Genomic DNA, 23,848 nt, shown 5'->3' with positions numbered 1-23,848 from the left:
GCGGTGGGGGTGCGGCGGCATTACGCCGCTTGTTGATTCGCGGGTGCGGCGGCGGCTTGTTGCTGCCCGTTGAGCCACACCATCTTGGCGCGCAGCTTCTTGCCCACTTCCTCGATCGGGTGCTCCAGATCGGCCTGCTTGAACTTGGTGTAGTTCGGCAGGCCGGCTTCGTATTCGGCCACCCAGTTCTTGGTGAAGGTGCCGTTCTGGATGTCGGTCAGCACGTCCTTCATTCGCGCCTTGGTGCTGGCGTCGATCACGCGCGGGCCGCTGACATAGTCGCCGTATTGCGCGGTTTCGGACACGAATTCCAGCATGCGGGTAATGCCGCCTTCGTAAAACAGGTCCACGATCAACTTCAGTTCGTGCAGCACTTCGTAATACGCGATCTCCGGCTGGTAACCGGCTTCCACCAATACCTCGAAACCGGCCTGCACCAGCGAGGAGGCGCCGCCGCACAGCACCGCCTGCTCGCCGAACAGATCGGTTTCGGTCTCTTCCTTGAAGGTGGTCTTGATGATGTTGGCACGCGCCCCGCCCAGGCCGCCGGCATAGGTCAGCGCGAACTGCTCGGCCTTGCCGCTGGTGTCCTGGTAGACCGCGTAGATGCACGGCACGCCGCGACCGATTTCATACTCGCGACGTACCAGCGCGCCCGGGCCCTTCGGCGCGACCAGCACCACGTCCAGGTCGGCGCGCGGGGTGATCATGTCGAAATGTACGTTCAGGCCATGCGCGAACAGCAGGCAGGCGCCCTGTTTCATGTTCGGGGCGATGACTTCCTCGTAGAGCTTCTTCTGCACCATGTCCGGGGTCAGGATCGCGACCAGGTCGGCACTCTTCACCGCCTCGGCCGGCGCCACCACGGTGAAGCCGTCGGCCTGGGCCTTGGATTCGGTCGGGCCACCGGCACGCAGGCCGACGGTGACGTCGAAGCCGGAATCGCGCAGGTTCAGCGCATGCGCGCGGCCCTGGCTGCCGTAGCCGATGATCGCGATTTTCGGTTGGGTGTCGTTGCTCATGGAGTAGTCCTTGCGGGGTTTGGCAGTGGGAAAGAAATCAGCCGGCGGTGCAGACACTGGCCGGCCAGGCAAAGTGGGGATGGACGATGGCACTGCGCATGCACGCGCAATCACCAGCGCGCCGGTGGGCACGCGTGATGGGCATTGCGGCGATGTCAGTGATGTCGTTCATGTCATTCGAAACTTTTGGTGGTCCCTGAAACGCGAAACCCCGCGCCGTTGCCGGTGCGGGGTCTGATCGAAGCCTTGTGTGTCTGTTGCCTACACGAAGTCCCGTCCCGCACCGGTTGGCGAGGTAATAAGTACGAGCACGAGAAGCGACGCTGCCGACGCACCGATGGGTGCGGACACTGGGGCGTTCGAGGTGGTGTGGCGGTGCGGCATGAGACCGAGATAACCATCGCTGCTGGTGGGGTGTCAACCCTTGCGCGTGAAACGGCCGCGTCAATGGGCGCTGTGTCGCGCAAAACCGCGTGGCAGCAGCATGGTTGCTGTTGAAACCGGATCGGTACGGGCCAGCGGCAGGCGCTACGCGTCACTAAATGCGCGGCATTTGTGCTGACAGGCAGTGCGTGCCGAACGATGTGGCCTGACCCGCTGGTATGGTTGACCACTCACATGTGGTGTTTCGGGGATCGTCTGTCATGCGTCGCGTACCTGTGTTGTTGGTGTCTGCCTTGGCGCTGCTTGCGCCACCTCTGAGTGCTGCCGACCGGATCACCGGGCAGCCGTTTGCCACCCGCTCGGAAGTCATCGCCCCGCACGCAATGGCGGCGACCTCGCAGCCGTTGGCCACCCAGATCGCGCTGGATGTGATGAAGGGCGGCGGCTCGGCGGTGGATGCGGCGATCGCCGCCAATGCCGCGCTGGGGCTGATGGAGCCGACCGGCAACGGCGTGGGTGGGGATCTGTTCGCCATCGTCTGGGACCCCAGGACCAGCAAGCTCTACGGCTACAACGGCTCGGGCCGCTCGCCGAAGTCGCTGACCCTGGCCGAGTTCCAGCGCCGCGGGTTGAAGGACATTCCGCCGACCGGCCCGTTGCCGGTGTCGGTGCCGGGCGCGGTGGATGGCTGGTTCGCGTTGCATGAGCGCTTCGGGCGCAAGCCGATGGCGCAGAACCTGGCCCCGGCCATCCGTTATGCCCGCGAAGGCCATCCGGTGGCCGAAACCATCGCCTATTACTGGGACCGCTCGGTGCCGCGCCTGTCGCAATACCCCGGCTTCAAGGAGCAGTTCACCATCGACGGCCATGCCCCGCGCAAGGGCGAGCTGTGGAAGAACCCCAACCTGGCCAACACCTTGCAGCTGATCGCCGACGGCGGCCGCGACGCGTTCTACAAGGGCGATATCGCCCGCACCATCGGCGCCTATTTCAAGGCCAATGGCGGCTACCTGAGCTACGAGGATCTGGCCAGCCACACCGGCGAGTGGGTGGAGCCGGTGTCCACCAACTACCGTGGCGTTGATGTCTGGGAGTTGCCGCCCAACAGCCAGGGCATTGCCGCGCTGCAGATGCTCAACATCCTGGAGGGCTACGATTTCTCCAAGATCCCGTACGGCTCGGCCGAACACGTGCACCTGTTCACCGAAGCCAAGAAGCTGGCCTTCGCCGACCGCGCGCGTTTCTATGCCGACCCGGCGTTCCAGCCGGCACCGCTGGCCAGGCTGATTTCCAAGGACTACGCCGCGCAGCGTCGCGCGCTGATCTCCATGGACAAGGCGCTCAAGGAGGTGCAGCCGGGCACGCCCAAGCAGCTGGAAGAGGGCGACACGATCTACATGACCGTGGCCGATGCCGACGGCATGATGGTGTCGTTGATCCAGTCCAATTACCGCGGCATGGGCAGCGGCATGGCCCCGCCGGGGCTGGGCTTCATCCTGCAGGACCGTGGCGAGATGTTCGTGCTGAAGAAGGATCACCCCAACGGCTACGCGCCGGGCAAGCGGCCGTTCCAGACCATCATTCCCGCTTTCGTCACCAAGGACGGCAAGCCGTGGCTGAGCTTCGGGGTGATGGGCGGGGCGATGCAGCCGCAGGGTCACGTGCAGATCGTGATGAACCTGGTGGACTTCCACATGAATCTGCAGGAAGCCGGTGACGCGCCGCGCATCCAGCACGAAGGCTCCACCGAGCCGACCGGCCAGGCCACCGCGATGAGCGATGGCGGCGAGGTCAATCTGGAAACCGGCTTCTCCTACGACACCATTCGCGCGCTGATGCGCAAGGGCCACCGGGTGATCTTTGCCGATGGCCCGTATGGCGGATATCAGGCGATCGCGCGTGATCCGGCCAGCGGGGTGTATTACGGCGCTTCGGAAAGCCGCAAGGACGGGCAGGCCGCCGGTTACTGAGCAGGCGCCTGCGGATGCATGGCGCCGCTCAACTGCAGCCGCGGCGCGCCGCTAATGATGGTGATGGATTAGGAACGCCCATGAGCTCGATGCAACAGCCCGGTCCGCCGTCGCAAACGCAGGCGGCGCTGCTCCCCGATGCACCGGTCGCGCTGCTGCGGCTATCGGCCGAGGCCTGCGTGGTGGCCTGCAACCGCGCCGGCCTGGACGTCCTGGGCAAGACCGCCAGCGAGCTGCAGGGCGCGCCGGTGTCGGTGGTGTGGGGATTGAGTGCAGCCGATCTGGCCGGCGAAGACGGCGTATGGGCCGCCCCCGGCGACGACCCGGCCCGGCGCGTGCGCTATGTGCGCGACCGCGAGTACGGGGGCTGGATGCTGTCGCTGCCGCATGTGGAAACCGCGATCCTGCTGCGCGAAGCCACCCGCCTGGCCGAAGACAGCCGGCCGGTGCCGATCTCGCCGCTGCTGCAGCCATTGGTGGCGCGCCTGCAGGCCGAACATGAAGACCGCACCGTACTCGAGCGCACCGCCCAGGCACTGGCTAGCTGCGAGCTGGAGCTGTTGCTGCCGCCCGGTCTGTCCGAGACCGACATGGGGCGCCGGCTGCAGGCCGGCTTCGGCAATCTGGCCGAAGCGATCCGCCAGGCAGTGGCGTTGTCGGTGCAGATCGCTGCCGAAGTGCCGCCGCTGGTGGCCGAAAACGACGAGATGGTGCGTCAGTCGCAGGCACAGACCGACGCGCTGGATGGCGCGCGCACCGCGGTGGAGCGCCTTGCTGCGAGCCTGCATGACGTCAACGCCGATCTGGCGCAGGTGATTGCGCTGGCCGCCAGCGCCGACGACAGCGCACGCCAGGGCGTCGCTGCCGCACATGCGCTGGGCCAGGCCATGCACGAGGTGGAACGTCGCGCGGCGCGTGCCGGCGAGGTCATCGAAGTCATCGACTCGGTGGCGTTCCAGACCAACATCCTGTCGATCAACGCCAGCATCGAAGCGGCGCACGCTGGCGATGCCGGGCGCGGCTTTGCGGTGGTCGCCACCGAGATCCGCCGCCTGGCTGAACGGGCCGCAGCGGCAGCGCGCGACGTGCGCGCGATCCTGGCCGAAACCAGCGCCGCGGTGGGCGAGGGCGCGGCCTCGGCGCGCGGCACCGAAGCGGTGCTCGATGGCATCACCCGCGTGCTCGGCCAGGCCAGCAGCGCGATGACCACGGTGGCCGGGCGGATCCAGGCGCAGGACGGCGAGATTCGCGGCATCGAGCGTGCCGTCGATGGCGTGGTGGCGCTGGGGCGCAGCAACCTGCAGCATGCCGCGCATGTGGCCGAACGCAGCGAGGCGCTGGAGCGCGGCACCGAGACGCTGCGCGACTGCGTGGGCCTGTTCCGTCTGCCGGCCGATCCGCTGGCAGTTCCCCGCCACGCGCGCGTCAAGGAACTCGCCGTGGCCGCCGCCGCTCGCATCGGCACCGCCCTGGCGCAGGCCATCGCACGCGGCCAGATCGACGAAGCGGCGCTGTTCGCACGCACCTACACGCCGATTGCCGGCGTGGAGCCCGCCAAGTTCAGCACCGACTTCGATGCGCTTTGCGACGCGGTGTTGCCTGCCTTGCAGGAGCCGCTGCTGGATGCGCATCCCTGGATCGTGTTCGCGATCTGCGCCAATCCCGATGGTTATGTGCCCACGCACAACCTTCGCTTCACCCAGCCGCTGACCGGCGATCCCAAGCGCGATCTGGTCGGCAACCGCACCAAGCGCAAGTTCACCGACCGTGTCGGCCGCAGCGTGGGCGCGCACACCGACCCGTACCGCCTGCAGGTCTACCGCCGCGACACCGGCCAGATCATGTTCGACCTGTCGGTGCCGATCTACGTCGGCCGCAGGCACTGGGGCGGTTTGCGGGTGGGCTACACGCTGGACTAGCGCGCCGCGTCACTGCGGCGCGGCGGATACGGCACTGGACGTCGCCGTCGCAGTGTTGCCACCCAACTGCTCGGCAAGAAAACGTTCCAGGGTGCGATAGAACGTGATCTGGTTGGCCTCCTTGTAGAAACCGTGTCCCTCCTTGGGAACGGACATCCATTGCGGCGCGTTGCCGCTGCGCGTCAATGCCGCGCGCAGGCTCTTGGCCTGTGCGAAGGGAGCTCGCTCGTCCTCTTCGCCGTGCACGAGCAGCACCGGCACCTTGATGCGCTCAGCCAGCATCACCGGGGAGTGCGCCGCCAGTTCAGCCGTATCACGGCCAATGGCGCGCTCCAGATAATTCAGGCCGTAGTCGCTGCGATTGATGTCGCCCTTGCTGTACATCATCTGCAGGTCGTAGATGCCGGCCACGCCCACCGCGCAGCGGAACAACTCCGGCGCCTTGACCTGCACCATCATGGCGGCATACGCGCCGAAGCTGGCGCCATAGCTGCAGATGCGCGTCTGATCGGCGAGTCCCTGGCCCACTGCCCAGCGAACGCCGTCGACCAGATCGTCCTGGATACGCTCGCCCCATTGGCGATACCCGGCGCGCTCGAACCGGTTGCCACGCCCCAGGCCGCCGCGATAGTTGACCTGCAGCACCAAATAGCCGCGGCTGGCCAGGAACTGGGCGTCGGTATCGAAGGCCCAGCCATCGCCATCTGCATGCGGGCCACCATGCGGCAGCAGGATCATCGGCAGCCGTTCACCGCGTGCAGCGGTGCCGGGGACGGTGAGCACGCCGTCCAGGATCAACCCGTCGCTGGCCTGAAACGTCACCATGCGCCGCTCGTTCATCTGCGCCGCCGGCAATGCACTGCGTGCCTTGATGACAAGTTTCAGCGTGTTGCTCGGCCGGTCGAAGATGTACCAGGCACCTGCATCGCGGTCGCTATAGGCCCGTAGCAGCAGGCCGCTGCCGTCCTCGGTGAAATTGACGAAGTCCACGTACTGGCCGGCCAGGGTCTGGCTCAGGCTCCGGTGCAGTTGCGCTTCGGTAGTGTCCTGCTCGAAATAGCGCAGCGTCGGCCGCCCTGGCCCAAGTCGTGCAGCAAATGGCGTCTGCGGCGCCGGACCCCACTGCAGATCGTCCACGCTGTAGAACGGGTCCGACGCGAGCACGCTGCGCTGCTGGCCGTCGGGATCGCTGGCCACCAGGACTGCAGGGCCACCGGCCTCGCTGTACCAGCCGTAGACGCGGCCAGGCTGCCGTGCAAATGCGATCGGTCGCCAGTTGGCCTGGACCTGGGACATCGGCGACCAGCCATTGCCCGATCGGCGGAACAGCAACGGGTTATCGTTGTCGTCGGTGCCGTACGCGTATTGCGCCACACCATCGTGGTCGAGCACGAAGCGCAGATCGGGAACGTCGACGTCTGCCATCAGGCGATGGGTAGTGGTGCTGGCGTCGACGTCGTAGAGCATCGAGTGGCGCGAGTCCAGCGACAGGCGTCGCATGTAGAAGTGCCCGTTGCGGCGACTCGGCAGGCCCTCGATATAGCCGAACCCGCGCTCCAGCCCCGCGTTGCGGGTGCTTTGCAGGTAGCCGTACACATAGCGCTGATTGCTGCCATCCAGATCGGTGGCGATGATCTCGCCCATCGGCATGGGCTCTTCCAGCGAGCCGAGTTTGCGCCCCTTGCCGATCACCAGCCGGCGGTCGTTGACCCAGGCAATGCGCACCGGCAATTCATAGCGCGGCAGGCGCAGCATCGTGGTGGACTGCATGCCGGCAATGCGGTAGACCACCAGCGCGTAGTTGCCATCGCCCAGGTCCGCGCTGACCGCCAGATGCTTCCCATCGGGCGACATCGCCGGCGAGGAGATCGGGCCGGATTCGACGAAGGCCTCTACAGGCGGCGGGGACGCGGCCTGCGCAGTCCCTGAAAAAAACCCCATCAGCAGCATCGCTGCCCAGCCAAACCGGTGCATCCCTTGCATCTGCGTCGTCCATTCCCTTGTTTCACAGAAAGATAACGAACCGGCGATAGCTGTGGCAAGTGGATCAAAAAAAAGCCGCCGAAGATCGGCGGCAGGGAGAGAGAGCAGGTTTCTTGTTGTGGTGACTGCAGGCTAGCGGTGTGATGTGCCGTGGAAATGTCCGTGCATGGCACCACCGCGCTGCTGCGTGCCAGGCGGCCGGTGACGTGGCAGTCCTGGCACGTGGACAACGACTTCCCCAAAGTGGTCGTTGTGACAACCGGCGTGTCCAGGCAACGGACCGGCGGCTCATGGGTGCGATCAGAAGCGCTGGGCGTCTACGTGTGGCTGCAGCGTCCCGGGATGGCCCAGGCCGAATCGAACGCGTTGGCAGACGCGCTGTTCGCGAATGCGCGTTGTGTTGCAGTGCGAGGCGTGCAGTGCGAGGGCGCTCTTGTAGCGCCGCAGCGACGCTGCGCGTGTGCTGCCGACCTGCGCTGCCATACACGGACAACGGTCGCTGCCGAAGGTGACAACACTGCGTTGGTCATCGCCAGGCGAGCGCGGCCGCTGCACGCAACGGCCTGCACCAGGCGTGCATCTCTTCGCCGAGCGCGGTGCCGACAGCTGGCGACATTTTTTAGCCGCGCAGGGTGCGATGTGGTTTAATCGCCGCCGAAGTGGGGGTACCGCAGTGCGCTGCGGTTGAGATAGTCCCTTCGAACCTGATCCGGCTGATACCGGCGTAGGGAAGCTTCGTTAGATGCGATGGTCCGTGCCGTGCACGGGCGCATCGCCATTGAGCGCCGCCGCTTCGTCCGCCTGCGACTTCTTCGCAGAGCCAGCGCCGTGGGTGCTGGTTTTCCAGCACACAGGACGAACGCCATGAATGCCGCGCCTACCGTTTTGCAGCAACAAGCCCAGTCGCTGTCCGAGGCTGTGACCCAGCCGATTCCAGGGTCCCGCAAGATCTTCGTGCAGGGCTCGCGCGCCGATCTGCAGGTGCCGATGCGCGAGATCGCATTGACCCGCACCCCCACCTTGTTCGGCGGTGAGGACAATGCGCCGCTCAGTGTCTATGACACCTCCGGGCCATATACCGACCCGCACGCGGCGATCGATCTTGCCGCCGGTCTGGCGCCGCTGCGCGCGCGCTGGATTGCCGAGCGCGACGACACCGTGGCGCTGGACGGCCTGAGTTCCAGCTTCGGCCGCGGCCGCGAGCACGATGCGCGCCTGGATGCCGTGCGTTTTCCTGCGCGGCGCCTGCCGCGCGTGGCACGCGACGGTGCCAATGTCACCCAGATGCATTACGCGCGGCGCGGCATCATCACCCCGGAAATGGAGTTCGTGGCGATCCGCGAAAACCAGCGCCTGGAAGCGGTGACCGACGCGATCCTGTGCAAGCGGCATCCGGGCGAGGCCTTCGGCGCTGCGATCCAGCACCGCATCACGCCGGAATTCGTCCGCGAGGAAATCGCCCGCGGCCGCGCGATCCTGCCCAACAACATCAATCACCCGGAAAGCGAGCCGATGATCATCGGTCGCAATTTCCTGACCAAGATCAACGCCAACATTGGCAACAGCGCGGTGTCGTCCGGTATTGCAGAAGAGGTCGAAAAGCTGGTGTGGTCGATCCGCTGGGGCGGCGACACGGTGATGGACCTGTCCACCGGCAAGCACATCCACGAGACCCGCGAATGGATCATCCGCAACTCGCCGGTGCCGATCGGCACGGTGCCGATCTATCAGGCGCTGGAAAAGGTCGACGGGCGCGCAGAAGAGCTGACCTGGGAGATCTTCCGCGACACCTTGATCGAGCAGGCCGAGCAGGGCGTGGACTACTTCACCATTCATGCCGGTGTGCTGCTGCGCTATGTGCCGCTGACTGCCAAACGGGTTACCGGCATCGTCTCGCGCGGCGGGTCGATCCTGGCCAAGTGGTGCCTGGCCCACCACAAGGAAAACTTTCTCTACACGCATTTCGAAGACATCTGCCAGATCATGAAGGCCTACGACGTGGCGTTTTCGCTGGGCGATGGCTTACGCCCGGGCTGCATTGCCGATGCCAACGACGCAGCACAGTTCGGCGAGCTGGAAACGCTGGGCGAGCTGACCAGGATCGCCTGGAAGCACGATGTGCAGACCATGATCGAAGGCCCGGGGCATGTGCCGATGCAGTTGATCAAGGAAAACATGGACAAGCAGCTGCGCGAATGCGGCGAGGCGCCGTTCTACACGCTGGGGCCGCTGACCACCGATATCGCGCCCGGCTACGACCACATCACCAGCGCGATCGGCGCGGCGATGATCGGCTGGTTCGGCACCGCCATGCTTTGCTATGTCACGCCCAAGGAGCATCTGGGCCTGCCCAACCGGCAGGACGTACGTGACGGCATCATGGCCTACAAGATCGCCGCGCATGCCGCGGACCTGGCCAAGGGCCATCCCGGTGCGCAGGTGCGCGACAACGCCTTGAGCAAGGCGCGTTTCGAATTCCGTTGGGATGACCAGTTCCATCTCGGGCTGGATCCGGAAAAGGCCAAGGAGTTCCACGACGCAACCCTGCCCAAGGACGCGCACAAGCTGGCGCACTTCTGCTCGATGTGCGGGCCGCATTTCTGCTCGATGAAGATCACCCAGGACGTGCGCGATTACGCAGCCGAGCACGGTATGGGCGAAGCGCATGCCTTGTCGGCGGGAATGGAGGAAAAGTCGGCGCAGTTCCTGGCGCAGGGTGCGCAGGTGTATCGCGCCACCTGACACGCGCCAGCAATGTTGCGTTGCAGCGGGCCGATAGTTCGCTTAAGAAAAATTCAGCTTCGGCTTAGGCAGATCGCAGCGTGGTGCGCAAGTGCCGCGCTGCGACTGCGCTGCAAGCGGTTACAGCCGGCAAGCATTTCAGCGCATTTTTCTGAATCGCAGATAAAAAAATCGCGCCAGAGGCGCGAAGGGGACATCGTAATTATTTGAATTCGTCGGCGAGAGAGAGAGAGCCTGACGTCGCCACCTGTCGTAGGGAAGCAACGGGGCATAGAGTAAAATTTGCACCAAATGGATGCATGACACAGTTGGTTGTGGTCCTTTGCTGAATTTGGCGCTTCGCGCGAAGTGCGTGATGCGTTCTTTGTAGTCCTTGCATGCCGGTGCGTGTTCTTGCCGATGAGTGTTCCTCCCGCTAATGCGATGCCATCGGGCCGGTTGCGTGTCGGCCAGTGCGTGGTCGATGTTGCCTCGCGCGAAGTGCATGCGCCCGGCGCCCGGCGCGCCGCGCGTCTGGCACCGAAATCCCTGGCGGTGTTGCTGACGCTGGCGCGGCAGCCGGGCCAGGTGGTGACCCGCGAGCAGTTGTTGGCCGAGGTCTGGCCCGACACCTTGCCGACCAACGACGTGGTGACCCAGGCGGTCACGCAACTGCGCAAGGCGTTGGCCAGCAACGGCAGCCAGCGCTTCGAGCATATCGAGACCATCGCCAAGACCGGCTATCGCCTGCTGGCGCCGGTGGCATGGGAGCAGCGCTCGGACAGCTCCGCCGATGCCGTCGCGGGCCCATCGGTGGCAACGGTATCGAGCACGACACTTGAGGAACGCGATCCCACGGCCGGCATCGCGGCCGCTGCCGCCCTGGAGCGTGACGCGGCAAACCGGCAGCCGCTGCCGTTGGTTCGGTCCGCACCGGCGGCCGCGCAGCGGCGCCGCTGGATCGCACTGGCGGTGGCCGGCGTGACCTTGCTGGTGGTGCTGGTGCTGGCGGCACGGACGCTGTGGATGCGTGCGCCAGCCAGCGACACCGCGGCGGCCTCGGCAGTGCTGGGCAGCCCCAAGCGCCCGTATCAGATCATCACTGCAGGCGGCGGTTTCGATCTCACGCCCAGCCTGTCGCCGGACGGGGCGATGGTGGCCTACGCCTCGCTGACCAGCGATCGGGCAGGCACCTCGATCCTGGTCAAGACCACCAACAACGCCTATCCGCGCGTGCTCGATACGCCGGCGGCCGGCATCTCCGATCGGCTGCCGGCCTGGTCGCCGGACGGGCGCGAGATCGCCTTCTCGCGGCAGGCGCCCGATGGTGGCTGCCGCGTCATGATTGCCGCCGCCAGCGGCCCGGCTGCCGCACGCGAGGTGGCGCGCTGCGACGGCGCGGACATGCTGAGTTTCAGCTGGTCGCCAGACGGCCGTGCGTTGCTGTTCGGCAGCATGACCGGCGCGCACGGGGCGCCGCACATGCGGCGGCTGGATCTGGAAACGGGTCAATGGCAGCCGCTGAGCTACAGCGCGCAGCCGAGCGACTTCGACTACACGCCGCGCTACTCGCCGGACGGCCACTGGATCGTGTTTCTGCGCAATCCGCAGCTTGGCGACCTGTGGCGCATTCCGGCAAGCGGCGGAACCGCCGAACGGCTGACCCATGACAACGCGGATGTCCGCGGCTGGAGCTGGTTGCCCGACGGCAGCGGCCTGATCTTCGGGCGTCGTGTGGACAGCGAGGCGCGGCTCTACCGGCTCGATCTGGTCGACCGCAGCCTGCATGACCTTGGTGTGGACGATGCGCAGGCGCCGGATGTGGCGCAGGGCCATCTGGTGTTCGTGCAGCGTAAACCTCAATTTGGCGTGTATCAGGTCATTCACGACCCCATGAATGGCGGCTACATCCGCCGCCGGCTGTTTCCCTCCAGCGGGCGCGACGACCAGCCGATGATCGCGCCGGACGGGCACCAGCTGATCTTTGCCTCCAACCGCTCCGGTGCGTACGGCCTGTGGTGGGGCGATGTCGGCAAACCTGGCTCGGTGCGCCTGATCGAAGGCCTGCGGCCGGATGCGCGCCAGGCCGCCGACTGGTCGGCCGATTCGCAACGCGTGCTGGTCAGCGGCAGCGATGCGCAAGGGCATGCGGCCTTGTTCGAAGTGACCCCAGGCACGGGCAGGGTGCTGCGGCTGCCGGTGCCGCAGGCGCGACCGTTGCAGGCGATCCATCTTCCCGATCCCGACCGGTTGCTGGTCGTGGCTGCAGCGGATGACGGGCGCACCTTCGCCACGCTCTACGACAGACGCAGCTCTCCCTGGCGCGCGCTGGCGTCGCTGCAGGACGTCTCGCAGCTGCGGCTGGATCGCGTCAGTGGCCAGGTATTGCTGACGCGCCTGACCGGCGGCGGGTTATGGCAGGTCGCCCCGTCGCTGGCGGCCGACACCTTGCAGCAAGTCGATCCGCAGCAGCCATCGCGCTGGCGTTATCGCAGCTGGGCGCCCGGTGCGCGAGGCCAGTTGCATTACCTGTCGTCCACCGACACCTGTGCCACCCACGACAGCGACCTGCGCGCCGGTGCCGGGCGGTGCCTGGATGCGGCCAAGTACACCACCATCAACGGCTTCAGCGTGGATCAGCGCAGCGGCGCGCTGTATGTGGCATTGGCGGAAGAAGATGGCAGTTCGATCGCCTTCATGCCGTTGCCGGAACGCCTGGCAACGCCCCTGGGTGTGGTATCCAACCTGTTGATCGTGCTGAGAAAAATCGCCTCGTAAGTTCTTCGGAAAGACTTCGTCGCAATTTCGGCAGACCTTCGTCGGAACTTCCTGACTCACGCCAGATTCGGCAAAACACTACGCCCTCTTTTGCACAGGGGGCTGCCACCATGCAACAGGTCATCACCGCAGATCGCGGGCTCGCACTCTCACTGGACGGCACCAGCGAGCCGACGTCGACGACCTGTCTGGCCGTCTCGCGCCTGGGCAGTATCCGTACTGCCGCCGCCACCTTTACGCTGTGGGTGCAGTTGCGCGGCCGCGCCTGGGTGGAGTCCAAGGAAGGGCGTTTCCGTCTGCGCGCCGGCGACTGGATCGCCTTCGACAAGGAATCGCATCCCACCGTGCAGGCCGACCGCAGTGCGCTCTGTGTCGGCGTCAGCCTCGATGGCGACAGCCTGCAATCCCTGGCCGAACTGACCGACGCCACGTTGTATCCGGGGCGCAGCCAGCTGTCGCGTGGCGATCTGCGGATTGCACTGCGCTTGTGGCGCAACGCGGCCGCACAAAGCGGCAGTGCGTCGGCACGCCCCCTGTTGCTGCATCTGGCCGCGATGCAGCGCGACTTCATCGCGCAGGAGCAGCGCTGCCCGGGCCGTTCGCGCAGCCGTCGCCGTCAGGTGTTCGGTCGCATGCAACGCGCCCGGCTGTATCTGGAAGGCAACAGTGACCGCGTGGTGCGCATCGCCGAGCTGGCGCAGCTGACCAACTTCTCCAGCTGGTATGTGTCCAAGACGTTCCAGAGCCTGTACGAGGAAAGCCCGCAGGCCCTGTCGGCACGTCTGCGCCTGGAGCGCGCCTCCGATCTGCTGCGCGATACCTCGATGATGATCGGTGAGGTTGCAGCCGCAAGCGGCTTCGACAATTGCTGCAGCTTCGCGCGTGCGTTTCGTGCGCGTTTCGGAGTCTCCGCATCGCATTACCGGGACCAAACGACAAATCCGCCAGATTCGGCAAAGCCACGGAACGTGACGCGCAAAGCGACGATGTTCACGCAATCGTAATTTGCACAGGGGCGCTTAACGCGCCACTAACGAACCCTGGAGAGATTGATGAACCTTCGCACCTCCGCAGTGCGGCTGGGCCTGTTGCCCGCCGGTATTGCGATCGCGTTGACGCCGGCTTTTGCCGCCAATGCACAAGAGCAGTCCGCCCCGTCGACCACGACGTTGGACCGCATCGAAATCACCGGCTCGCGCATCCGCTCGGTCGACGTCGAAACCGCACAGCCGGTGTTCACCGTCTCCCAGCAGGACATCCAGAAGTCGGGCCTGGTCAGCGTTGGTGACATCCTGCAGAACCTGTCGATTGCCGGTACGCAGTCCTACAGCAAGGCTGCAGTGCTGACGTCCGATTCGGAGCAGGGCGGCCAGTACGTCAATCTGTACAACCTGAATGAAAACCGCACCCTGGTATTGGTGAACGGCAAGCGTTGGACCAGCAGCCTGAACGGCCTGACCGACATGTCCACCATTCCCAGCTCGCTGATCGAGCGCATCGAAGTCCTCAAGGACGGCGCCTCGGCGATCTACGGCTCCGACGCCGTGGCCGGTGTGGTCAACATTATCCTGCGCCAGAACTACGACGGTGCCGAAGCGTCGGCCTACTTCGGCCAGAACGGCCGTGGCGACGGTTCCAAGGAGCAGTACTCCTTCACCGCCGGCACCACCACCGACCGCTCCTCGCTGGTGTTCGGTGCCAACTACACCAACGAAGATCCGGTGTGGGCCAAGGATCGCGCGCTGACCCGTTACTCGGCCGGCCCGAACCATATCGAAGACAGCCTGAGCGCGACCGGTCCGTGGGGCCGCTTCACCGCTAATGGCGACACCTACATCCTCAACCACACCGGTTCGTTCGACGGCCGTGGCGTGGGCGCCGATTCGCGCAACATCGCCAACTACCACAACGACATCACCACCGACGACTACTACAACTCCGTCGACCAGATGATGTTGCAGCAGTCCAGCCGCAACAAGTCGATCTTCACCACCGGCAGCTACAACATCACCGACAGCATCACCTTCAAGTCTACGGCGATGTACTCCGAGCGCGACTCGAACCGTCAGATTGCCGGCTACCCGCTGCAGGCTTCTTCGCAGCCGCAGTTCCCGGTGGCGATCAGCGGTGCCAGCTACTACAACCCGATCGGCCAGGACATCAACAGCTGGTTCCGTCGTACGGTTGAACTGCCGCGCACCACCGAAAGCAACGTCAAGACCCTGCACTTCGATGCGGCGCTGGAAGGCGTGTTCGACGTTGGCAGCCACGGCTGGAACTGGGACGTGGGCTTCAACTACAACAAGTACGATGTGACGCAGGTTTCGCGCGGCAACATCAACCTGCTGGCGCTGCAGAAGGCACTGGGCCCGTCGTTCCTCAATGCGCAGGGTCAGGTGCAGTGCGGTACCGCAGCGGCCCCGATCGCGCTGGGTACCAGCAATGCGCTGGGCCAGTGCACCCCGTTCAACATCCTGGGCGGCCCGTCGGCCTCCACGCCCAACGCGCTGCAGTACATCAATGCGCTGGGTCAGTCCACGCAGCAGAGCCTGAGCAAGCAGTGGACCGCCAACGTCACCGGCGGCCTGTTCGACCTGCCGGCTGGTGAACTGGGCTTCGCCGCAGGCGTCGAACACCGCGAAATCAGCGGTTACGACTATCCGGATCAGCTGTCCAGCGCCGGTTACACCACCGACCTGGCTGCACAGGCAACCGAAGGTCGCTACCAGACCAACGAAGCCTACCTGGAGCTGCTGATCCCGGTGTTGAAGGATCTGCCGGGCGCCAAGGAACTGTCGTTCGACGTGGCCGCGCGTTACAGCAACTACAGCCGCTTCGGCAACACCACCAACAGCAAGTTCAGCTTCACCTGGAAGCCGATCGACGACCTGCTGGTGCGTGGTACCTACGGCACCGGTTTCCGTGCGCCGACGCTGTCGGACACCTTCGGCGGCGGTTCGCAGACGTTCGATACCTTCACCGATCCGTGCGATGCGACCTTCGGCTCGCTGGGCAATGCAGGCGTGGCAGCACGCTGCGCCGGGGAAGGCCTGCCGGCAGGTTTCCGTCAGACCGATACCGCGGGCAACCCGGTGACGCGTCGCGACGTGCAGGGCAACGCGCCGTTCAACTCGGGCGTGGGTAACGACGAGCTCGAGCCGGAATACAGCATCACCCGCACCGTGGGCATGGTGTACAGCCCGCATTGGGTGCAGGGCCTGGACTTCTCGCTTGACTGGTACCGCATTTCGATCTCCAACATCATTACGTCGCTGACGGCCAATGATGTGTTGAACAACTGCTACCTCAATAGCCTGGCCAGCTACTGTGCCGACTACGGCCGCGATGCGGTCACCGGCCAGGTCACCACGCTGAGCCGCGGCAACGTCAACCTGGGTCGTCTGGAAACCGAAGGCTACAACTTCGGCGTGCGTTACCGCATGCCCGAAACCGCCTACGGCAAGTTCGCCGTCAACCTGGACACCAACTACCTGGCGACCTACAAGTCGCAGGCCGAAGCAGGCGCCGAATGGGCCAACTCGGCTGGCTACTGGAACTTCCCGCGCGTGCGTGCCACCTTGGGTCTGGACTGGTCGCTGGGTGCATTGTCGGCCAACTGGAACCTGCGCTACTACGGCGGTTTCCGTGATTACTGCTGGGATGCAGCCGCAGGCATCGAGTGCAACAACCCGAACTACCAGACGCCGAATCCGGGCTGGGCCGGTGGCACCGGTTCCAACAAGAAGGGCTCGATCTCCTACCAGGACGTCTCGGTTACCTGGCAGGCTCCGTGGGATGGCAGCGTGACCGTTGGTGCCCGCAACATCTGGAACAAGCAGCCGCCGATCACCTACTCGATCACCAACAGCAGCACCGCTGCGATCGATCCGATGCTCGACTACGACCGCTTCCTGTTTGTGCAGTACAACCAGCGCTTCTGATCATCGAAGTGTCGTAAAGAAAAAACGGGCCGAAAGGCCCGTTTTTTTTGTTTCCGGAGATCGAGTAAGGAACAAGGCCTGGCAAACATTATTGCTGCCATGTGCGTTGTGTCCCTGCTTGCCTGATCAGCTGCTGCGCGCGCTGGGATGACAAGCGTGCTTGATGGTTTGCTGCACGTCGCCGCGCGCGTCATGTTGCGATATCTGTGCAGATCGCAAGCGCCGCGATGCGTGCGCAGACAAATCGCATTGCGCCATGTCTGCGTGGGCGTTTCGCAAACGCCAAAGAAAAAGGCGCGACCACGTCGCGCCTTTCCTGTTGCATCAACCTGGTGCTGCTCTCAGGCCTCGGCAAGCCCCAGCAAGGTATCGGCCTGTTCGCGCCAGGCCGGCAGGCGGGTGAGCACGCCGACCTTGGACAGGTACTCTTCGTCCACGGTTTCGCCGCTGGCCAATGCGGTCGCCACATGCACCGCGCCGGTCACCCAGAAACTGCGCAGGCTGGAGCGCTGCGGGTGGCGATGGAAGGCCACCGCTTCGATGATCGGCATCGGCAGGCCCCACAGGCCGAGCAGGTACGCGCCGGCCTCGGTGTGGCCCAGGCGATCGTCACCGCCTTCCAGCGCCGGTTCGCGCTCGTCGCGCACACCGGGCAGCAGTAGGCCGATGTCAGCCAGCAGCGCGGCGGTGGAGCCGAGTTCTGCGCTGGTCGGCGGCAACACCTTGGCCGCCAGGCGCGAAGAGAGCAGGGCGCGGCGCTGCATCGCGTTGCGCTCGGCCGGGGTCAGGGTCTGCACCGAGAACACTTCGCTGGCCAGGACCAGGTCGCGCAGCGTGGCCACGCCCAGGCGGGTCACTGCCGTGCGCAGATCGGTGATGCTGCGGCCGCCGGAGAAGAAGGCCGAATTGCACAGCTGCAGTACCTTGGCCGCAATCGCCGGATCGCCGGCGATCAGCTTGGCGATATCGGCCGCATCGGTGCCTTCGTCCTCTTCCAGGGCATGCATCAGGCTCAGATACAGGTGCGGTGGCGACGGCAGTTTTTCGATCCGGCCGATCGCAGCGCGCAGACGCGGATTGCTGAGCAGATCGCGCAGTTCTTCCAGGCTGGTGATGGCTTCAAGCAGGACTTCCGGGGCCAGCGGCATCGGCAGGAAGCGGTGCGCCACGCCAATGATGCGCGCCGGCGGCGTGCGCTGGCCATCCCGGGCATCGATCAAGGCGATGCGGATGGTGTCCGGCCGCAGTGTACGGATCTGCCCCAGCAGCGTGGCGGAAGTAAGATCGGGCAAGACGGGGGCGACGATGACCGCATCGAACGGCGACAACGCAGCCGCTTCAATGGCCGAATTACCATCGGCCACCTGCTGCACCTGCCATTGATCACCCAGATCAGCGACGTAGTCGCTCAGTTCGGACGGAAGACTGGCTTCGTCCCCAACAAACAGAATACGCAAGACACTTCCCCAAGAGTCACCGGTGGCAGACACCGGCCAAACGCTGTCGGCAATGTACCCAATCTGCCGCTGGCGGTCACCGGGATCACGCCAAAAGCGTGATCCCGATCGCCCCGCGGTTGCGGGGCTGCATCACGGTCGTTGAATCAGGGTGCGTCGGAATTATAGCGTTCCACCGACTCCACCAGGATGCGCTTGGCCTCGGCCGCGCCGCCCCAACCATCCAGCTTGACCCACTTGCCCTTCTCCAAGTCCTTGTAATGCTCGAAGAAATGACCGATGCGCTCCATCCAGTGGCTGGACACCTGGTCGATATCCTCGATATGCGCGTAGCCGGAGAAGATCTTCTCGATCGGCACCGCCAGGATCTTCTCGTCGCTACCGGCCTCATCGCTCATGCGCAGCACGCCGACCGGACGGCAACGCACCACCGAGCCGGGCACCAACGGCAGCGGCAGCACCACCAGCACGTCGGCCGGGTCGCCGTCGCCACACAGGGTGTTGGGCACATAGCCGTAGTTGCAGGGGTAACGCATCGGGGTGGACAGGATGCGGTCGACGAAGATCGCGCCGCTGGCCTTGTCCACTTCGTACTTGACCGGCTCCGAATCCTTTGGAATTTCGATGACGACGTTGATTTCTTCCGGCAGATTCTTGCCGGAGGTGACCAGTTCAAGACCCATGCGCGTAACTCCCGAGACGTCATCTAGTGTGTGGAGCGCGATTCTACGCGTTCGGCTGTTGCGGTGCAGCGACACTGAATGGGCAATGTTCTGACCGCCACATGCGGCATAGCCCGCATTCATCCCGGGGAGCTCTCCGATCCACGCGGCGCGCGGCGCGGCGCACGCTGCAGGCTCCTCCACTGCTCGGGAACTGCCATGTTCAAGCTCGTGCGTTTGCTTGTTGTGCTGCTGCTCTGCGGTGCCGCCCAGCTCGCTGGTGCGGCGACGCCTGCGTCACCGCCGGTCTTCGTCGACGCGGTTGACTGGCCCGCCAACGGCGAGGGCTGGGAGGCCTTTGTCGATCTGGAACAGCGCCTGGAGCACGACTTCGACCAGATCTGCGGCGATACCTTTTGCGGCGGCGAATTCAGCGACTACCAGCCGCTGCGCTTCCGTTGCTCGGTGCATCGGGTGAGCGGGGTGGTGCGCAGCTGCATCTGGACCTTCGGCGCCAGCGAGGTCAGCGTCGACCCCCAAAGCGGGTATCTGCGCTCGGACAGCCGGGTCTGGCGCTGCACGGCGCCACTGAAGGCCGGGACGCGCCTGGACGAGATGTATCGCACCCTGTCGGTGAATAATCCGCTGTTCGAGCCACTGCCCGGCGGCGCGCCGCCGATCTATGACGGCCTGATCGGTTGCCTTTGAGTACATGCCGCACCGCAGGCTGTTGCGCTGCGGGCTGCCTGGTGCAGTGACTGCGTCCGGGCAGCACCGGGGCAGGCGCGGCTTTGGCGATCGAGCTATGCAGCACGCCAACATCGCACGCGGCAGGCCAATGGGCTTGTCCGCGGTGGTCAGGTAAGCACCGCAGGCAGTCGTCGGGCCTGGCGTGGCGTAGGGACCCGGGGCGTGCGTTGGCACGTTCCGGGTCCCGCTCCGTCACCTTCGGTCAGCCCGCGGCTTGCGGCACGTCGCCCTCAAAGCAGCGGTACCAGCAGCAAGGCCACGATGTTGATGATCTTGATCAGCGGATTGATCGCCGGCCCGGCGGTGTCCTTGTACGGGTCGCCTACCGTGTCGCCGGTGATGGCGGCCTTGTGCGCCTCGCTGCCCTTGCCGCCGAAGTGGCCGTCTTCGATGTACTTTTTGGCGTTGTCCCAGGCTCCGCCGCCGGTGGTCATCGAAATCGCCAGGAACAGGCCGGTCACGATCGTGCCAATCAACAATCCGCCCAGTGCCCGTGGCCCCAGCAGTAGCCCGACCACCACCGGTACCACCACCGGCAGTAGCGAGGGCAGGATCATTTCGCGGATCGCCGAGCGGGTCAGCATGTCGACCGCGCGGTCGTATTGGGGCCTGGCGGTGCCGGCCATGATCCCGGGGATCTCGCGGAACTGGCGACGCACTTCTTCCACCACCGCGCCTGCCGCGCGTCCCACTGCTTCCATCGCCATCGCACCGAACAGATACGGGATCAAGCCGCCGATCAACAAACCGATGATCACGGTGTGGTCGGACAGGTCGAAGGCGAATACCTGGCCGGGATTGGCCGCCTGCAGGTTGTGCGTGTAGTCGGCAAACAGCACCAGCGCGGCCAGCGCGGCCGAGCCGATCGCATAGCCCTTGGTGACCGCCTTGGTGGTGTTTCCCACCGCATCCAGCGGATCGGTGATGTTGCGTACTTCCGGCGGCAACTCGGCCATTTCGGCGATGCCGCCGGCGTTGTCGGTAATCGGCCCGTACGCATCCAGCGCCACGATCATGCCGGCCATCGACAGCATTGCAGTCGCTGCGGTCGCGATGCCGTACAAGCCGCCAAAATGAAACGCGCCCCAGATTGCCGCGCACACCGCAATGACCGGCAACGCAGTGGATTTCATCGAGACGCCAAGCCCGGCAATGATGTTGGTGCCGTGGCCGGTGGTGCTTGCTGCGGCAACGTGCTGCACCGGCTTGTACTGGGTGCCGGTGTAGTACTCGGTGATCCAGACGATCAGGCCGGTGAGCACCAGGCCGATCAAGGCGCACGCATACAACGCGGTGGCGCCATGCGTGTTGTCGCGCATCAGCGACTGGGTGATCGGCCAGTAGGCCAGTGCGGCCAGCACGCCGGAGACGATCACGCCCTTGTAGAGCGCGCCCATGATCGAGCCGCCTGCTTTGACCTTGACGAGCGAGGCGCCCACGATCGAAGCGATGATGGAGACACCACCCAGCACCAGCGGGTACAGCACCGCCTGCGGCCCTGTTTCGGCCAGCGTCAGGCTGCCCAGCAGCATCGTGGCGATCACGGTGACTGCATAGGTTTCGAACAGATCCGCCGCCATGCCGGCGCAGTCGCCGACATTGTCGCCCACGTTGTCGGCGATCACCGCCGGGTTGCGTGGATCGTCCTCGGGGATACCGGCTTCCACCTTGCCCACCAGGTCCGCGCCCACGTCCGCACCCTTGGTGAAAATACCGCCACCCAGGCGCGCGAAGATCGAAATCAGCGACGAGCCGAATGCCAGCCCCACCAGCGCATGCAGGTTGCGCTCCAGCGGCAGTCCCACCGCTTGCAACAGCGCGTAGTAACCGGCGACACCGAGCAATCCCAGGCCGACCACCAGCATGCCGGTGATGGCACCGCCACGGAACGCCACATCCATCGCAGGGCCGATGCCATGCCGCGCGGCCTCGGCCGTACGGACGTTGGCACGGACCGACACGTTCATGCCGATATAGCCGGCCAGCCCCGACAGCACCGCGCCGATCGCAAACCCGACGGCGGTGTACCAGCTTAGAAACAGCCCGACCAGGACGAACAGCACGCCGCCGGCAATCGAAATGGTGAGGTATTGCCGATTGAGATACGCGCGTGCGCCTTCCTGGATTGCGGCGGCGATCTCCTGCATGCGTGCATTGCCGCTCGGCTGCGCGATCACCCAGCGTGCCGACATACCGCCATAGACGATTGCCAGGACTGCACAGCCCAGCGCAAGTAGTAACCCGTAGTGTTCCAGCATGACCCCTCCCAGAGAATGGATGTCGTCCGGTCGGACGAACCAAGGGCGATGCACGCAGCGAGTGGAGTGGCGAATACGGACTCGACGGCCATGGGGACCGTAATGCGCGTCGCGATGTTCAGGTGGCCGGATTGCGGGCGAGTATGCGCCGCGGCTTGCGCCGCTGCCACCACTGCGGCTTTGGCGCGTCGTTCAGTTGCGGCATGACAGCCTGCGGCCAACGTGATCGAGCCGATCCAGGAGTGACGATGTCGAACCATGCCGCAAAATATGCCGTGACGATCGCTGCAGTCTTGCTCAGCGCCCAAGCGCTCGCTGCCGAACCGACGCCGGAATTGAAGCAGCGTCCAGCCGGCACCGCGCAAGCGGTCGGCGCCGTGCACACCCTGCGCCAGATTCCCGAGGCCTGCGCGCGCCTGGAAGGCGTGTTCACCGGCAATGCCGCGCAGCCGTATACGTTGTCGGTGGTGCGCAGCAGTCCCACCTGCCAGCCGCGTGCACGCTTCGTGGATTTCGCCAAGGCCGCGCCCAGCGTCGCGTCTGGCTGGATCTTCAACGATGTGATCCGCGTCCCCAGCGCAGCCTGCCCCGCGCAGCAGGCGGTGGTGCGCGTCTGGCGCAAGCCGGTGGAGGCCAAGCCGCAGCTCGATGGCCAAGGCCAGTCGCGCATCTACCTGGAGGATGCGAAGCAACAGGCCGCTGCAGGAAAGATCCCGCAGGTGCCGATGTTTGCTGCGCAGCAGACGATGGAAGGCAAGGCCTGTCAATAGGCGCTGCGAGGAGGCCTGCTTCACAGCCGTCAGGTGGATGCGGCTGGTGTTCGCGAGTCGCATACATAACTTGCATGCCCAGTACCCGCCATACGCATTCACCTGGCAGATGCCTGTCGCTTTTGTCAGCCGCTTACAATTAATAGGTGCCGCTGACGCCGCAGGCGTGCGCACCTGTCATCTGCTGCGACATCCGGGAAACGGGGTTTTCGTTTCCCAAGGCCTGACGCACGGATGAAATTAATGTAAATATTACCTTACTATTTAAGAATATGCGCAAAGGCCAATTTCTTTGTAAACTGGTTCAGAGTAGGCTGTATAAACAGTTTTACATTCTGCTTCTGGTGTGAATTTTCATGGTGCGTCCTTTCTGGCTAACAAAGTCACCTTGAACAACTGCTTGCGCAAATCTTCCTTGAATTGACTTGGGTCTGAGTGGCCCGAGTCGGGGTAGTTGCTCATCTCATCTTCGGGATACCCACCTGACCAGAAATAGGTCGTAGCCGGAATGCCGCTCCATAATTTATCTTTGTATAAGCCTGGCTGAAACCTGGTTTCTTCGTGTTTCCCGGTAGCCTTTAACGAAACATCTATGCTGGTGAGTTCCCATCGGCAGACTCCCTTGACATAGTAGTCCGCATCATCCATGCCATCGGCGTAGATCGTCGTGACGTATGTGGATGCATAGCGCTTCTCAAGGTGGATGGGGATGCCGTCCTCATCAGGCTTGCTCCCCACACCAGCGATGGGCTCGATTGGCGTGCATTGCTTGTGGTTGGTCATCTGGTAAAGCCGTACCCGAGATCCAGTCAAGCGGCCCTGGCGCATCTTCATTTTCAAAGTGATGCGATACGCCTGCGTCGGATGCGGGGTTTTTCGGTAGACCGGATCGCTGGTCGTCGCGTCAGTTTTTGACGATGCACACATTGCGCGATAGAAGATACGCAGCTTTGACACGCATTTGGGGGCGCTACTTTTGACGCTACGCTAGCTCGATAACACGAGTTTGGAAGTTCGTAAGAGTTCAAGAGCCGGATTATCGGTTAAACTGCCAAGCTGAAACCAACGCTGACGCGCGATTGCCCGGTGGCGATGCGGTAGTCCAGAATCAGGATCCAGAGCGTGGTTACCGTCAGCGCAATCGTGCTGACCCATTTCATGGCACGGCTCATCAACTCCAGGCCGCCTGTCTCAGAGCTGGCGCAGGGATTAAAGCCAGTACCTGCAGTGGTT

The 23,848-nt window shown here is 64.6% G+C and carries 13 protein-coding genes, 2 pseudogenes and 1 riboswitch; of the genes and pseudogenes, 8 read left to right on the top strand and 7 right to left on the bottom strand.

Annotated features, from left to right (window positions below; genetic code table 11):
• Positions 1–20 precede the first annotated feature (20 nt).
• The gene (gene ilvC, locus EO174_RS10850; protein WP_024940100.1) at positions 21–1,022 is read right to left on the bottom strand and encodes a ketol-acid reductoisomerase; all 1,002 of its coding nucleotides are present in this window, start codon (positions 1,020–1,022) and stop codon (positions 21–23) included.
• Between the two features lie 644 nt (positions 1,023–1,666).
• Here ilvC and ggt point away from each other — a divergent pair.
• On the top strand, positions 1,667–3,376 hold the full coding sequence (gene ggt / locus EO174_RS10845) for a gamma-glutamyltransferase (RefSeq protein ID WP_126944488.1): 1,710 nt from the start codon (positions 1,667–1,669) through the stop codon (positions 3,374–3,376).
• Positions 3,377–3,456: 80 nt separating this feature from the next.
• Positions 3,457–5,295 carry a methyl-accepting chemotaxis protein gene (locus EO174_RS10840; protein ID WP_164740172.1) on the top strand — a complete coding sequence of 613 codons (1,839 nt, stop codon included), beginning with the start codon at positions 3,457–3,459 and terminating at the stop codon, positions 5,293–5,295.
• Positions 5,296–5,304: 9 nt separating this feature from the next.
• Here EO174_RS10840 and EO174_RS10835 read toward each other — a convergent pair whose 3' ends face one another.
• Positions 5,305–7,278, bottom strand: a complete 1,974-nt coding sequence (locus tag EO174_RS10835) for a prolyl oligopeptidase family serine peptidase (RefSeq protein ID WP_126944485.1) — start codon at positions 7,276–7,278, stop codon at positions 5,305–5,307.
• Between the two features lie 651 nt (positions 7,279–7,929).
• Positions 7,930–8,027, top strand: a riboswitch (TPP riboswitch).
• Positions 8,028–8,142: 115 nt separating this feature from the next.
• On the opposite strand from EO174_RS10835, the gene thiC reads away from it, so the two are divergent.
• The 4 genes from thiC (at position 8,143) to EO174_RS10815 (ending at position 16,718) form a co-directional block, all read left to right on the top strand.
• A complete protein-coding gene (gene thiC / locus EO174_RS10830) occupies positions 8,143–10,020 on the top strand; it encodes a phosphomethylpyrimidine synthase ThiC (RefSeq protein ID WP_126944482.1) in 1,878 nt (625 codons plus the stop codon).
• A gap of 423 nt (positions 10,021–10,443) precedes the next feature.
• Complete coding sequence (locus EO174_RS10825; RefSeq protein WP_126944563.1) at positions 10,444–12,777, top strand: winged helix-turn-helix domain-containing protein; 2,334 nt, start codon at positions 10,444–10,446, stop codon at positions 12,775–12,777.
• A gap of 110 nt (positions 12,778–12,887) precedes the next feature.
• Complete coding sequence (locus EO174_RS10820; RefSeq protein ID WP_104584037.1) at positions 12,888–13,781, top strand: helix-turn-helix domain-containing protein; 894 nt, start codon at positions 12,888–12,890, stop codon at positions 13,779–13,781.
• A gap of 48 nt (positions 13,782–13,829) precedes the next feature.
• Positions 13,830–16,718: a TonB-dependent receptor gene (locus EO174_RS10815; RefSeq protein ID WP_164739257.1), complete on the top strand. Its 2,889-nt coding sequence runs from the start codon at positions 13,830–13,832 to the stop codon at positions 16,716–16,718.
• A 341-nt stretch (positions 16,719–17,059) separates the two neighbouring features.
• On the opposite strand, the gene EO174_RS10810 is transcribed toward EO174_RS10815, so the two are convergent.
• Positions 17,060–18,208, bottom strand: coding sequence for an HDOD domain-containing protein (locus EO174_RS10810; RefSeq protein ID WP_164739760.1), 1,149 nt, complete (start codon positions 18,206–18,208; stop codon positions 17,060–17,062).
• Between the two features lie 113 nt (positions 18,209–18,321).
• On the bottom strand, positions 18,322–18,858 hold the full coding sequence (gene ppa, locus EO174_RS10805) for an inorganic diphosphatase (protein ID WP_002804918.1): 537 nt from the start codon (positions 18,856–18,858) through the stop codon (positions 18,322–18,324).
• A gap of 198 nt (positions 18,859–19,056) precedes the next feature.
• On the opposite strand from ppa, the gene EO174_RS10800 reads away from it, so the two are divergent.
• The gene (locus tag EO174_RS10800) at positions 19,057–19,545 is read left to right on the top strand and encodes a hypothetical protein (RefSeq protein WP_119127413.1); all 489 of its coding nucleotides are present in this window, start codon (positions 19,057–19,059) and stop codon (positions 19,543–19,545) included.
• Positions 19,546–19,817: 272 nt separating this feature from the next.
• Here the strand turns inward: EO174_RS10800 and EO174_RS10795 are convergent, their stop codons facing one another.
• The gene (locus EO174_RS10795) at positions 19,818–21,845 is read right to left on the bottom strand and encodes a sodium-translocating pyrophosphatase (protein WP_126944479.1); all 2,028 of its coding nucleotides are present in this window, start codon (positions 21,843–21,845) and stop codon (positions 19,818–19,820) included.
• A gap of 248 nt (positions 21,846–22,093) precedes the next feature.
• Between EO174_RS10795 and EO174_RS10790 the strand changes: the two genes are divergently transcribed.
• Entirely contained in the window at positions 22,094–22,615 is a 522-nt protein-coding gene (locus tag EO174_RS10790) for a hypothetical protein (protein ID WP_119127417.1), read from the top strand.
• 354 nt (positions 22,616–22,969) lie between these two features.
• On the opposite strand, the pseudogene EO174_RS10785 reads toward EO174_RS10790, so the two are convergent.
• Positions 22,970–23,542 (bottom strand): annotated as a pseudogene (locus tag EO174_RS10785) (hypothetical protein).
• A gap of 140 nt (positions 23,543–23,682) precedes the next feature.
• A pseudogene (locus tag EO174_RS22915) lies at positions 23,683–23,799 on the bottom strand (Type IV secretion system protein virB6); the annotation flags it as partial.
• Positions 23,800–23,848 lie beyond the last annotated feature (49 nt).

The organism is Xanthomonas sp. BRIP62418 (assembly GCF_003993495.1).
Taxonomy (GTDB): Bacteria; Pseudomonadota; Gammaproteobacteria; order Xanthomonadales; family Xanthomonadaceae; genus Xanthomonas; species Xanthomonas euroxanthea.
Note: the sequence above shows the minus strand (reverse complement) of the source record. Positions and strands in the feature narration are given on the sequence as shown.

Coding starts and splice junctions, on each gene's coding strand:
- EO174_RS10840 (WP_164740172.1), top strand. CDS start 3,457: ATGAGCTCGATGCAACAGCCCGGTCCGCCGTCGCAAACGCAGGCGGCG.
- EO174_RS10835 (WP_126944485.1), bottom strand. CDS start 7,278: ATGCAAGGGATGCACCGGTTTGGCTGGGCAGCGATGCTGCTGATGGGG.
- EO174_RS10815 (WP_164739257.1), top strand. CDS start 13,830: ATGAACCTTCGCACCTCCGCAGTGCGGCTGGGCCTGTTGCCCGCCGGT.
- thiC (WP_126944482.1), top strand. CDS start 8,143: ATGAATGCCGCGCCTACCGTTTTGCAGCAACAAGCCCAGTCGCTGTCC.
- EO174_RS10800 (WP_119127413.1), top strand. CDS start 19,057: ATGTTCAAGCTCGTGCGTTTGCTTGTTGTGCTGCTGCTCTGCGGTGCC.
- EO174_RS10820 (WP_104584037.1), top strand. CDS start 12,888: ATGCAACAGGTCATCACCGCAGATCGCGGGCTCGCACTCTCACTGGAC.
- ilvC (WP_024940100.1), bottom strand. CDS start 1,022: ATGAGCAACGACACCCAACCGAAAATCGCGATCATCGGCTACGGCAGC.
- EO174_RS10795 (WP_126944479.1), bottom strand. CDS start 21,845: ATGCTGGAACACTACGGGTTACTACTTGCGCTGGGCTGTGCAGTCCTG.
- EO174_RS10825 (WP_126944563.1), top strand. CDS start 10,444: ATGCCATCGGGCCGGTTGCGTGTCGGCCAGTGCGTGGTCGATGTTGCC.
- EO174_RS10790 (WP_119127417.1), top strand. CDS start 22,094: ATGTCGAACCATGCCGCAAAATATGCCGTGACGATCGCTGCAGTCTTG.
- ppa (WP_002804918.1), bottom strand. CDS start 18,858: ATGGGTCTTGAACTGGTCACCTCCGGCAAGAATCTGCCGGAAGAAATC.
- ggt (WP_126944488.1), top strand. CDS start 1,667: ATGCGTCGCGTACCTGTGTTGTTGGTGTCTGCCTTGGCGCTGCTTGCG.